Raw genomic sequence first — 13447 nt, 5'->3', positions numbered from 1 at the left:
TTTTGCACCTATGATTATTTGGCCATTCATTTCACTTTCCTACGGCGAAATGGTGGCGAGCTAAATAAGTTTAGGAAAACCATTCATAGGGATGGCCGGCCGTAAAGCCACCTATTTAGCCCACCATAATTTTGGGCAAAATAAAGCCTATAAGAAGCTATTAGCTTTTTATAACAAATAGCTCCTTACCTATGAAAATGCAGGTTTCCTACGCCTGATTACAGATTTTGCTGCAACATCTTTATCTTATGTACATAAAATCAATTGGTCAAATTAAATGATCAAAAAACAATCGATCGACTTTCAAAAATAATTAACTAATATTTTTAAAAGCTTATCCATACAGATTAATATATGTAATTTCTACAATATTTAGTTGATGTATAAAGTAATTAGCTACGAAACTCTATAAATTTAGCAATTCAGTTTAATTTAGGAAGTGTATTGAAACTGCAAATTTTATCGGATACTCACAATTCGAAATATTCATTATCAGATGAAGCTGATGTCATTGTTCACGCTGGAGATTTTTCTAATCGTCTGAGTGGTGCCATTGAGTTTGCAGAAAGATGTAACAGTCTGAAAAAAAATTTTATCTTCGTTTTGGGTAATCATGATTACTACTGCTCAAACTACAATTTAGTCGTAGATTTCTTAAAAGAAAATTACCCAAAGAATGCACTGCTTAAAGACAACCATATCAAAATACAAGATAAAATATTTGTAGGTGGCACGCTGTTTACGAACTTTCGCTCCAATTCACCACTTACATCTCCTGAGGTACTTTTACAGTCCCAAAAAGGTGCCGAACTATCGATTTATGATTTTGATCAAATCATGATTAGCAATGAAAATAGACCTATCACTGCCGATGACTACATAGAACTATTTAAAAAATATCATCAAAATATTATGCAGTTTAGAGGGCAAGATGATGTGATCGTTATTACGCATTTTCCACCTCATTTAGCTTGTCTTGATCCTTATTGGGGTAAGCACCCTGTTGCATCAGCCCTCAACCCCTATTTTATTAATGATTTAGATGTCAAAGGCTTTAAGTTATGGATTTCAGGCCATACACATACATCTGTCGATACAGTAGTCGATGGATGCAGACTAGTGATCAACCCTTTAGGGTATCCTCAGGAGCAAGGAAAAAATGGGTTTAGAGAAAATTTGATCATCGAAATTTAAGTAGTCATACTCGTATTGAAGCAATTTAAACCAACTCTAATATCATACATCCTATATGACTGTTGATTTAGCTTCTACACGATGAACCAGGAGAAACTCATGTCGATTCCTTTAGACCCAGAAAATGATTGGAAGAATAAAATTGCAGATCAAATACTTAAAGATCTACTCGACATCCATAAAATCCAAGGTAATTCTATTAAAAAAATGAAAGCAGACCAAAATGGTGTTTTCTATGTAGAACAGGAAATCTCAGTTGAGGACTTCCTTAAGACCCTCTGAATTTCATCTTCCTACTTTTTTACTTCGGACTCAGCGGTTATTTTTGCACTCTCTTTAGAAGCAATCCGATCTACCATCATATTATTTACCTCACTTTACAGGTTGTTCAGGGTCTTGCTCTTTAACACGCTGATATGAAGACGAATTATTTATTAAAGCATGCCCACTTCTGAATGCCAATTCTTGAGTCATCTCTTGCTCCGCAATACTAGTCTCGCCGTGATTTTTTATGTATTCAGCTCGTTTCTGCATAAATGCTTGCTCACGCTCTTGAACACTGGAATTCAACTCCGTATTTTCAACTTGACGAGCAACTATATAAGTATAAGTAATGACTCCACAAAGTACGATGAGAAAAAAACTGAGTTGCCTCTTTACACTTCTAGTCACAAATCATCCTTTTATATCCAGTTCAGACTGAAGTTATCGTGTACTCACACTAATCAATTTAAAAACTAGAATGGATGAGACACTATAAGGTTTAATCACTCATCTCTAGGATTGAAATCTTTAAATTCATCAGCATTGCTAGCAAATTTAACAAAAAAGTTATGCCATCCAAATAATGACTCTAATTCCTGTTTATTTTGAATCGGCTTAGGCAACTCATATCCAATGATCCAATACGGTGCTGTACAGCAAACATGCTCAGGTATAAGAACTTGCTGTAAGGCTGTTTCAGCACTTACTAAATATAAATTATCGTCTAAATAAACGATATTTCCTTGTAAAGCTTCTTGAATACAATGATCTACATCTATATGGGTATCCTTCATGTAGTCCGTCTCCATTTTTTGAAATCACATTCTTAAACTTGTTAAATTATTTAACGCAGTAATTAATCATTAATCTGGGCTAAACTCCAACGGCGATAGATGACTGCTAAAAATAAATCACTAAAGATTTTTTGGCAGGTATTATCTTTATAGTTGTCATTACTAATTTTTAAGCTTACCCCTTTCTTACTTTTAGCCGCTTCAAGTTCAGCTTTAATTTCCTTCCATGACCGTTTGGATATTTTAATTTTTTCTTTAAACTGCTTGTATATAAATTTTAACTCACGACAAAATTTATCAAACTCCTGATACTCTACTTCGCTTTGGATATACACCTCCATACAAGCATCTATAAGACGAATACGGCGCTCAAAATAATCTAACGTAAAGTTACTATCCAGCACAGCTGTGAAAATTTCAAAATCAGCTTCGCTAAATACATTTCCAGACTTATTTCTATTGATATGCTTTAACAGCATGTCTAAAGGATTACTTTTAGAAATATCGTTTTTTTGTTGAAAGTGTCTATTTTTATACAGGTTTGAGGCCAAGTCTCTCCCAATTTCTTTCAACTTCAGATTTTCATTTTTTCCTGAAAGTACATCTATAATATCATTCAATTCTGATTTCAGTTTGAGCCTTTCGGTTACATTATCAGTTTGCTCTACATCTTCACATTTTAATATCTGAGTATGCCACCGCTCAGGAAATATTGCGTCTTGAATAATCTTTGAATTGGGAGCTATCTTCTCTAAGATTTCTTTTAATTCAAGCTTTTCTTTCATTTGAGACGTATTCAATTGTTTCTTGAATACTCTGCAAGAGAGTAAAGCTCTTACAATATTTGCTGATATTTTACTTTCATCTGGACATAATGCATCCCCGACTAACATTGAACCCAAATGTAGGTAATGATTGGCTGTCATCTCAATTGATGAATGACCTACAAAATGTGCCAAAATCTTCCAAACATCCTGACGTCCAGCAATACTGTCCGTATTACCCAGTAAATAATTCTTAATTTTGACAATATGATCGCGTGAATAGCCGATCCAACTTTCAATTAATGTTTCACTTCCTTTCAAAATTAAAGCTAAATTGTTGGTAGCAGTGTGTCTAAAACTATGAAAGGAGTAATCGTGTGGATCATTATTAAATAAAGTATCAAAAATTTCCTTTGTCTTAGCACTAATAAAACGAGATGAAAAAATTTGACCAAATTCATCTTGGAAGATAAAACAATCTTCTCCCCCTAACCATTTTTGACCAACTTTTACATTAAGATGCTTTTTGATTAGGCCAATAAATTCATTCAATTCACATTCAGTTAGCAATTCATCAAGGCGTATTCCTCGTTTTGCATTCTTCGTTTTAACCTGACGATGATAATTATTATGAATAAAAATTTTGATAAATTGAGGATTACTGGCTGTTAAATAATAATATCGTTCATAGCCAATTGTTTTAACATCAAGTTCAATCATGCCTAAGTCGCTTAACCTTAGCCCAAGAATTTCACCAACTCTTAAACCTGTGCGGTAAGCAAGCATACAAATTATTTTGAATATACTTTTTTGTTCTTTACTCAGTTCAACTTGGCGACCAATCAAATTATTAAAATGCGCCCACATCACTGGGGTTATATATGATGATCTACACATCTGAAGATCATCAGATTTTAACTGGTCTAAATAATTTACTCGAGGAACATCAAAATTATGCATTAAACTTTTATGAAATTTTTTTAAATTTTTTACAGCTTTACCATAGCTATTATATTTCACCTCCCTAACATTATTTTTAGATGCTTTATTTTTTCGTCGCTTATCAACAATAAATTTTTCACTTAAAATATACTCATATGCTTCCTCAAATTGTTCTTCATCCATCTTCAGAAGATCAAGGTCATGAGTAACAACATACATAAAAAGATCTTCAGCGAAAGAGGATTTGTAGGTATCCAAGGAACTCAGTGCAATTCCGTCTTTTGCTCTAGAAACATTTGAAGATTGACCACTCACCAGGTAATCCCGATACCATGTCATCAAGGCAATCTGAACACTCACAAGCGCAATATCTTTAGCTATTTCATACTTCTGATTATTGTAGCTTTCTTTAAGTGACTGAATATCTTCTGACAATTGCTTAATTGTCTCGGTCTTTTTTCTACCTTGAAATTGCCCTATCAATCCTTTTTTAATTTCTGCGGCACAATGATACCCTGTGCTCAACTTTTGGATATTTTCAGACTTAGGCTTTCGATAAATATCGGTCGGATCATCAAACTTATTTTCGGAAGTAATCGATTTCTTTATTAAAGACTTATTGTCTTTAAATGCATCAAGTCTCTCAAGCATTTTTAAGGTTGATATTGATAGTGTAGCGCTGTCTAACATTCCAGTAGATAATGCTGTTGTGAAACCATCAAGCGTATTCTTTTGACTAAAATACTGCACGTAATCGACATGCTCAAATAATTGATATTTTTCCTTTGCAAAATAATCTCGTAAAACACTATTTTTATCGACATCCAATATAGCCAAATCAATATATTGATCAAAGCCTTCACCATTTTGAGCATCGATAGACTCTATAAGCTGAACTAGCCTTTTTTCTCCCTGACGCCTTTCGCTTTGAGTTTCAAACTCAATAATATTGATGAGTCTCACCATCATTAACAAACTAATAGCTGTGAGATAAATTTGTTTAATTTGGAATGAATTATCGAGATATACTAAATTCGCATATTTCTCATTTTCTACTGGATAATTATATAAATAACCCGTTTTTGATGAACCTTTACAATATAAGGATACAAGTCCACTCGACAATTCTGATGGTTTTAACTGATCATTTGAAAAATATGCTCTGAGTGATCTTAAAATCGCCATTAAGTCTTCTTTATGACTACACCCACAATCAATAATTAGTGCCATTAAAAATTGTCGAAGAAGTAATTCCTTTTGCTCATCCGTAAAATCAGCATTAAAAACATCAGTTTTAAGCCTTTTCGGTAATTCAGCTTCCCAAAAGAAATGCAACTTGAGCTTAAACTCATGTAACCTTTGCCCTCTAAGCAATTTAATTTGCGTTGCTTCGATATCTTTAATAACTAGGGCTGAATACACTCTTTGAATAAGCTTAATTTCATATTGATCCTTTAACCACGGTATTTGTGACTCTATTTCTTGCTTTTTTTTCACACATAATTCAGACCAAAATCCCCTTAATTCTTCCAAATCTTTTTTTGAGATTTTCCTATTGCGAAAGTATTTCTCTACTTTAGCTCGATTCAAATACATTTCGTTTTGAATAAGATCATCAAGTTTCTTTTTTTCACAAGATTCAGTGATCTCATGGATAAGAAATTCTGAGATTTTTTCAAATAAAACATTCGTCGAAGACTCTAGCTTAGTTCGAATTTTTTGTAACTCTTCATCTTTCATGATTGGCTCACCACTGATTTTAATCCCAGTCTTTTAAACAGCTGATTTACTGCATCTTGAATTTCAATCATGTAGGTGTAGGGCTGTAAAGATGAATATTTTGAAAATCCGATCTCATTTTGTTGATCGTGCGCATACCAACTCTTAAAAATCGCATCGGGCAATTCTAAAAAATTCCTTACAAAATGGCGCGTCCAATTGGGATATAACTCATCAATTTCAGGAAAGTTTTCTGATAAATAAGATGCTATATGCTTTTGTGTAAGTGGCTCCAATGTGAAGCTCATGAATTCTGAACCTTTCTTCCAATAAGAAAGGTAATAGATATGATCTGCTGTATTAGCTAGTTCTAAGGCATTAATGTTTTTGATAAATTCATCATAATGCTGTAACTCATTAACAACGAATTCGATCAGAGGTGAATAACGACCATGTGGACGAGATCTACTGCTCTTATCATGGATATATGCAATATTAGTAATAAAATCAAAGTTTTCTCTGATACTAGATGCACCTATAGCAGGACGTGCGCCTGAAGACAATAAACAACAAAACCAGATCCAAACACTGAAAGCATTAAATTTTTCAGCAATGTCTTGTTCTTCTTTTAAAACTTGGACAACTTTCGAGTTTAATGTATTTAAGAATTTTTTCGCTTTATCAAATGACCATACACGCTGACTTCCTACGCGGGCTTGCTCTTCTACTTGAATAAATTGCGGACGATCTAAAACATTTACCTCGTTTTTATTTTGAAACCATAGATATATATACTGCTCATATACCTCATTTAACTGTTTATAAGAAAATCCCCCATACGCTAGATCAGGTTGATGTGAAACCTGTCTACCGATTAAGAAATTTTTCGTAAGATCATCTTTACATATACGGTTCAAATGAAAGGAAAGTTGTAAAGCAATTGAAGTAACTGATATCAGGCCTATACGACGATGATAAAACCATTCTGATAAAGACTTTTCGAAATCTGTATTCGTTAGATTGGAAAGGTTAGCCTCTCTAATTCTATTAATCCACATAGCAGGAATTTGAAATGCCCAAGTTGTATGCTCGTTATATTTATTGTCTTTTTTAGCAATTTGACCTTTCAAATTTTTATTTACATTTGCATCAACGATCCACAAATAATAGGCACGATTGGAGCTACGTTTTAATTGCTTAGTTTTTAGCAATTGGTCGATATCTTGAAATATAACGGCACTCTGCCCGGTAAAGATTGACATCAAGCAACAAGCTGCTTTTGCAGATTCCATGATATCTTTGTTTTCATGAAGTTGGTCAAGTAAAATCTGGTTTACAATTTTTAATAAGGGTATGTCCAAATAGTAAATATTACTCACCGTTGGTTGCTGAGTTCTATCTATATGACGATTCAATCTTTGATTTGAGACAAATGGTGCTAGTCTACGCGTATCTTCATTTAGATTATAATCATACTGCTTAGAAGTCTTATCTTCATCGACTTCATCATCAATGTTATCTTTGTCATCTGAGTAATCAAACTGGCTCTCGGTGACCAAAGGTGGATTATGATATGTCTGCGGATCAACGTCCAAATCGTCTATATTCTCAATCTCATCCGTCCTTTTAATTCTTACGTTGTGGCGATAACAGATATCCTCAACTGCGATCCTATACTCATCTAAATACCTTGTTAAAGCTTTAACTATCTTTTTTGAAACCTTAACTTCAAGATCCTTACAGACTGCTATGACATGTACATTTTGGGCTTTTGCATAAGTATTGAATTCTTTAATGGTCTTAGCCGTATGATCGAACTCAATAAGATGATTAAAATATTGAGAAATTATAGGTAAAACTTCAGAAAGAAAACCTTTAAAACTTTTTTCCATCATTTTTAAAATTAGATAGAAATTATAGTTTAGCCGTTCAATTTTAGCTTGAGAGTTCTCCATATTGGACATTAACCCAATTAAAAAATTTACAATATTAAAAATTTTCAAAATATTTTGGTTAATCGAAAGTTGTTTTTCTTTATTTATAACATCCGAATCTTTAACATTTTTATATAAAATGCAGATACTTGATGACCCTAAAATACTTTTATATTGGGTTTTAGCTTTATTTATGTTTAAATATGAATATATACCTTCACATAAAACTTTTAATTCCCTCATAAATTCATCAGTCATATAAGTATTATGAAAATCTTTTAAATCACATGATTCTAATAGAAGCAAACCTTCTCTATATGAAGATAAAATTTCAGTTAAACAAGCACACCTTGATTTAAAAACTTCTAAATCTAATTTATTATTCATTTCAGCATTCCACAATATCAACTTTCGATTTTTCAAAAATATTTCTAGGTAATTTAAAATAATTTACAAAATCTGTTTTATAAATTATTTTAGGAATATGATATTTATCCCTCTTCAAGATTTCCTTATTAATTAAATAAAATAAATTTTCATCTTCTAATTTAGTTAAATAATCAAAAAGTTCCTTATAGAAGTTAATTCTATATTCACATTTTATTTTGTGACTTTGAAGATAAGTAAATAGCTCTGACCAAAAAATATAGTTAGCTTGATTCTTAAACCAATCTTCATGACTTTTAGCTTCAATAGATAAAAGATACGTATGTTGTGTAAGACTCAAATAGTCTTTCTTAACGCGAGTAATCATTGAATTTTTCAGTCGATCTTTTGCATTTTTTTGATCACCTACCTCAACATTAGTAAGCTTTATTGTCTGGTCGATTATGTCGGAGAATTTTCTTAGCGAACTTTCAGTTAATTTGTCTTGTTTCACACAAGATAGCTTAGAACTCTTCTTTGGTTTAGCTTGTTTTTTGGACATTATTAGCTCCAAATTCATCATTCTAAAAATTTCATAAAGGCTTTTTTTGAGCATGAGAAAGCTTAGGGCCTAAATCTAAATTAAATTTAAGCTAATGATATTTTTAAAAAATCAATTATAAATATTTTCTGGATGAGCTAGCTTTTCTTGTTATTGCGTGTCTTTTTTAGATCAAATGCAATAAGACTTAATAACATGAAAAACTAGCTCTATTTGAAAGAATTAGCGAGCCTTTTTCAGGTTCTCATGCCATTCTACAATTTCGTCATAATCAAAATATAATGCGCTTTGTCGAGCAATGCCCTGCTTTATAGGTCTAGGAAAGTCTGGATCAGATGCCAATAAATCCTTAATTGTTTGACTCGTTACATCCAACATTCGACATAAGGTAGATTGCTTAATGCGTATTCTATCCCTTGGAACCAAGCTATTCGCTTCAAGTAACTCTTTTACTTTATCAGCCATATCAAGATCACTCCTTATCATTTAAGATCTTGAAGCGAGTTTGTCAAAAAAAGTTAGGTGTTTTTAAGTGCCACTATAATAAATAGTAGTGACACCAAATCATAAATCATTGATTTAATAAAAAATTATCTTTTATTTATATTTGTGACTCTTTTCAATCTTAATCTATCATTAGATTCTTTTATTATTTTTCCCTCTGCATCAACAGTAATACTTCCTATATCTCTTTCATTTAGAAACTTATTGGCTAGCTGCTCATGTGACAATTTAGGCTTTCCATTTTTGTAAATAAAATCCCACAACTCCATACACTTCCTCATCTCTGGAGCATATGTTGGAGATTTTTCATTAAATGCAGGATGATTATAAATATCACTCAAATTTTGAGCTTCCTTTAAAGTATTATTTTCTTTTTCCAATCGTTCATATTTAGATCTAAGAATTTCCAGCTCTCTTGATAGACTTTTTTCTTCTGAAAGGATATTCATAAATTGATCTTTATCAACCAATAAACCACTAATATCCAACCACAATCCATCTAATCTTTTATTTGCAATTAAAGAAAATTTACATGGTAAATTAATTTTATAAGATTCAGGTTTTAAATTTGCTATGCAATATTCCAAATATGATCCATTTTCAGAAATAGACACATAATCAATCAAAATTCTATTTTCTAATTTTGTATTACTCATCATTTTAGCTAAAAATTTTAAAATATTATCTCTTAATAAAATTTTTAGCTCACCTTCATGTTTTTTAAATCTAATTAATTCCAATTCAAAAGAACTTCGATCAATTGAATAATTATATATCTCTCCTAAGTAACCATCATAATAGCAATATATATCGAGCTTATTATTTTTAATTAAATTATATACATCATTATAATAACAAGAAAATTCTTCTGCTTTCTTCAAGGCAATTTCTAGTGGGATATAATCAGGCATACTTAGTCCAAAAAAAAGGTAGTGAAACATTCACTACCTTTATAGCCATACTTTTACATGTATGTCCAAATTCTATGCTGAAATTTCATCCAAATAGTCAGCATATTCCTGCATCAACTCGACTCTTTGAGAAAAATACTTTGCTTTATTATATTTTCCCTTCACACCACCCTGTACATGGGCCAATGAGAATTCAACATGCCGCTCATCATAATCCTGCTCATTGAGAATCGTAGATGCAATATGTCTAAACCCATGCGGCGTTTGACGACCAGCATATCCCAAACGGCGTAAAGCCATAATAAAGACTGTATCAGAGGCTGGCTCATTTACATCTGTTCTGCTTGGAAAAAGATAATCACTTTTTGGATTAAGATCTTTCAGTCGATTTAGTAATTCACACACTTGATTAGGCAACGGAACAATATGTTCTCGCCGCTTCTTCATTCTTTCAGCGGGTATAGACCAAATTTTCGTCTTGAAGTTAAATTCGTCCCAAGTCGCTTCCCTAAGCTCAGAAGGACGACAGAATAAATAACTAAGTAGCAATAAGCCTATTCTCGTTTCTTCTGCTGGATACCGTCGAATAGTTCTGAGTAAATCTGGAACATCTTCAGTACCCACATGTGGCATACTTTTCGACACACCATTTTCTAGATATTTATGTATACCTTCTAATGGATTATATTCAATACGTCCCGTGACTTTTGCTAGATTATAAATATCACGACACATGGTTAAAATTCTTTTAACCTGTTCATTAATTCCCTGTTCAACTTGAATAGCTCGCAAATGGTTAAACCATTCAACAGCTAGAATCGAATCAAAAGGTCTATGACCAAATTTTGGGAAAATATGTTTTTCTAATGCACCTTTATTTCTAACAAAAGTAGCTTCAACCCAGTTCCCTTGACGGATCGTTAGCCATTCTTGAGCTAAGGCTTTGAACAAATCTTTACGCTCACTAAGTTCTTTCTCTTGCTTCTGCTTTTTAGTAAAAACTGGATTTTTACCATCAACTATATCATTAAGTAATTCCCGAGCTTTTTTTCTTGCCTTAGCACCTGAGATTAGCGGATATGCTCCCAAACTAATCCAAGACCATTTTCCATCTTCTCTTTTATAACGAAAAACCCAAGATTTTTTCCCACTTGGCGCAACCCTAAAATAAAGACTTTCACTGTCTTTAATTCGGTACTCACTTGCCTCAGGTTCTAGGTTTTCCAATGCTGTATCAGCGATTGGAAAACGCTTTATTTGCGTCCGCTTCATGATTTGTACACATCCAGTTCAATTTTTCCGTTGTGTACACCCTATGTGTACAGCCTCACTTCAAAATGTTCTTAAATGATATGTAATGATCTTAAAACAAAAAAGGCTTGAACCCTTACGGTTCAAGCCTTTAGCTGAAGATCTTGGAAGATCTTCGGATTTACTTTTGAATTTTGGTGGAGGTGGCGGGAGTTGAACCCGCGTCCGCCAGCACTACGCTCGAGAATACTACATGCTTAGATATCGTCTATTGTTTTAACTCTTTGTGACCCGACGAACAGGGTACAAATCGCGATCCTCTTGATTTAGTACAAAGCCCCGAGGCTTGGCTTTATACGGACTTGTGTGCGTGCGCTTCAGTCGGACTCTCTAACCACAAGTATTCGGAGAGGCGGACAAGCTGCCCTTAGGCAGCTAGAGCGTATGATTCGTCGTTTGCGACTAAAAAATGCAAATTTGATTTACGAGAGAAAATGCGCTCTCGGCATGCATCTATGAGTTTCATCACCAGCGTCGAAGCCAGAAACACCCCCAAAGTACAAGGCAATCATAGCATACATGTCAAAAATTACGATGTATTTTCTGAACATTTACACAACTTGATGCGCTTAATTACATTATTGCGCTAATATTTTACTTTTCAAGCCAAATAACAGAAAAATTATGAGCTATTTACTGGCACTAGATCAGGGAACTACGTCAAGTCGGGCCATTATTTTTAATGAACATGGACAAGTTCAGGCAACGGCTCAACGTGAAACGCATATCCACACCCCACATTCGGGCTGGGTGGAACAGGATGCTCAAGAAATCTGGAGCTCACAGATTGCCGTGGTACAACAAGCTTTGGCGACTGCAGGTATTCTGGCAAAAGATATTAAAGCCCTTGGCCTGACTAACCAGCGCGAAACGACCGTAGTCTGGGATCGTAGAAACGGCAAACCGCTCGCTCCGGCAATTGTCTGGCAGGACCGTCGTACATCTGACTGGTGTAATCGGCTGATTGAACAAGGCCTGATGTCCAAAATTCAGCAAAAAACCGGCCTACGGATTGATCCTTATTTTAGTGCGGGAAAACTGGTCTGGTTTTTAGAGCATGTCGAGGGGGTACGGGCACTTGCTGAACAGGGCCATGTGGCATTTGGTACTATCGATAGCTGGCTGATCTGGAATCTGACCCAAGGCGCAGAGCACGTCATTGAAGCCAGTAACGCTTCTCGTACCATGTTGATGAATCTGCAGCAACAGTCGTGGGATGAAGAGCTACTCGAGCTGTTTAATATCCCTGCTTCGGTCTTGCCGAAAATTATCTCTTCTGATTGTTATGTCGCTGACACTGCTTCTGGCTTACTTGGGGCCAATATTCCCATCACCGGCATTTTGGGGGATCAGCAGTCTGCACTCTTTGGCCAGTCCTGTTTTGAGGTGGGTAGCGCAAAAAACACCTATGGTACTGGCTGCTTTATGCTGTTCAATACTGGACATAACATTCAGCTTAGCCAGAACAAGCTGCTTTCTACTCTCGCCTGGCAAGCCCAGGGCCAAACTACCTATGCGCTCGAAGGCAGCGTATTTATGACTGGTGCTGTAGTGCAATGGTTACGCGATGGCCTCGGAATTATTCAAAAAAGCAGTGATGTGGAAAAACTGGCGCATCAGGTCGAGCATAGTGACGGCGTGGTTCTGGTTCCCGCATTTACCGGACTGGGCGCGCCGCATTGGGATAGTGAAGCACGTGCCTTACTCTGTGGCATGTCACGCGGTACGACCAAAGCGCATATCGCTCGTGCCGCATTAGAATCAATCGCCTTTCAGGTATCGGATGTGCTTAGTGCGATGCAATCTGATATTGCACATCCTCTTAAAGAACTGCGGGTTGATGGTGGTGCCAGCAGCAATGACATGCTGATGCAATTTCAGGCCGATATTCTGAATGTACCGGTACTGCGTCCGAAAATGCTGGAAGCTACTGCTTGGGGCGCGGCCGCTATGGCCGGATTAAAAGCTGGCGTATTTTCAAACCTGGATGAAATTTCCCAGTCCTGGCAGCTGGACCGTGCTTTTGAACCCAAAATGCAAAATGACGAAAGAGAAATGCATTTAGCCAAATGGAAAAATGCCTTGAAACGGGCTAAATCTGATCTCTAAATCCTCTAGGTTCATATTTGATCATCATAAAAAAGCACTGTTAAACAGTGCTTTTAACTCCCTCAGTTCACGA

At 34.8% G+C, this 13447-nt stretch carries 11 protein-coding genes and 1 other RNA gene; 3 read left to right on the top strand and 9 right to left on the bottom strand.

Annotated features, from left to right (window positions below):
- Positions 1-444 precede the first annotated feature (444 nt).
- Together FTV42_RS03945 and FTV42_RS03940 are read left to right on the top strand one after the other, a co-directional pair.
- Positions 445-1194, top strand: coding sequence for a metallophosphoesterase (locus FTV42_RS03945; protein WP_180037539.1), 750 nt, complete (start codon positions 445-447; stop codon positions 1192-1194).
- Positions 1195-1293: 99 nt separating this feature from the next.
- Positions 1294-1476 carry a hypothetical protein gene (locus FTV42_RS03940; protein ID WP_180037537.1) on the top strand — a complete coding sequence of 61 codons (183 nt, stop codon included), beginning with the start codon at positions 1294-1296 and terminating at the stop codon, positions 1474-1476.
- 90 nt (positions 1477-1566) lie between these two features.
- On the opposite strand, the gene FTV42_RS03935 is transcribed toward FTV42_RS03940, so the two are convergent.
- The 9 genes from FTV42_RS03935 to ssrA form a co-directional block, all read right to left on the bottom strand.
- Positions 1567-1866 (bottom strand): hypothetical protein, encoded by a 300-nt coding sequence (locus FTV42_RS03935; RefSeq protein WP_180037535.1) that lies wholly within the window; start codon positions 1864-1866, stop codon positions 1567-1569.
- Between the two features lie 95 nt (positions 1867-1961).
- Positions 1962-2252, bottom strand: coding sequence for a hypothetical protein (locus FTV42_RS03930; protein ID WP_180037533.1), 291 nt, complete (start codon positions 2250-2252; stop codon positions 1962-1964).
- A 62-nt stretch (positions 2253-2314) separates the two neighbouring features.
- Entirely contained in the window at positions 2315-5698 is a 3384-nt protein-coding gene (locus FTV42_RS03925; RefSeq protein ID WP_180037531.1) for an integrase, read from the bottom strand.
- Entirely contained in the window at positions 5695-7998 is a 2304-nt protein-coding gene (locus tag FTV42_RS03920) for a hypothetical protein (protein ID WP_180037529.1), read from the bottom strand. The genes FTV42_RS03925 and FTV42_RS03920 overlap by 4 nt, the downstream gene beginning before the upstream one ends.
- 1 nt (position 7999) lies before the next feature.
- A complete protein-coding gene (locus FTV42_RS03915; protein WP_180037527.1) occupies positions 8000-8539 on the bottom strand; it encodes a hypothetical protein in 540 nt (179 codons plus the stop codon).
- A 222-nt stretch (positions 8540-8761) separates the two neighbouring features.
- Positions 8762-9004, bottom strand: a complete 243-nt coding sequence (locus tag FTV42_RS03910; RefSeq protein ID WP_081241765.1) for a hypothetical protein — start codon at positions 9002-9004, stop codon at positions 8762-8764.
- Between the two features lie 125 nt (positions 9005-9129).
- On the bottom strand, positions 9130-9954 hold the full coding sequence (locus tag FTV42_RS03905; protein WP_180037525.1) for a hypothetical protein: 825 nt from the start codon (positions 9952-9954) through the stop codon (positions 9130-9132).
- A 72-nt stretch (positions 9955-10026) separates the two neighbouring features.
- Entirely contained in the window at positions 10027-11226 is a 1200-nt protein-coding gene (locus tag FTV42_RS03900) for a tyrosine-type recombinase/integrase (protein ID WP_180037523.1), read from the bottom strand.
- Between the two features lie 174 nt (positions 11227-11400).
- Positions 11401-11759, bottom strand: a transfer-messenger RNA (tmRNA) gene (gene ssrA / locus FTV42_RS03895).
- 130 nt (positions 11760-11889) lie between these two features.
- Between ssrA and glpK the strand changes: the two genes are divergently transcribed.
- Entirely contained in the window at positions 11890-13374 is a 1485-nt protein-coding gene (glpK, locus tag FTV42_RS03890) for a glycerol kinase GlpK (protein ID WP_180037521.1), read from the top strand.
- The last annotated feature ends 73 nt before the right edge of the window (positions 13375-13447 follow it).

It is taken from the genome of Acinetobacter sp. YH16052 (genome assembly GCF_013417155.1).
In the GTDB taxonomy this organism is placed as follows: domain Bacteria; phylum Pseudomonadota; class Gammaproteobacteria; order Pseudomonadales; family Moraxellaceae; genus Acinetobacter.
The sequence above is the reverse complement of the archived record's forward strand: the minus strand, read 5'-3'. Positions and strand labels throughout refer to the sequence as shown.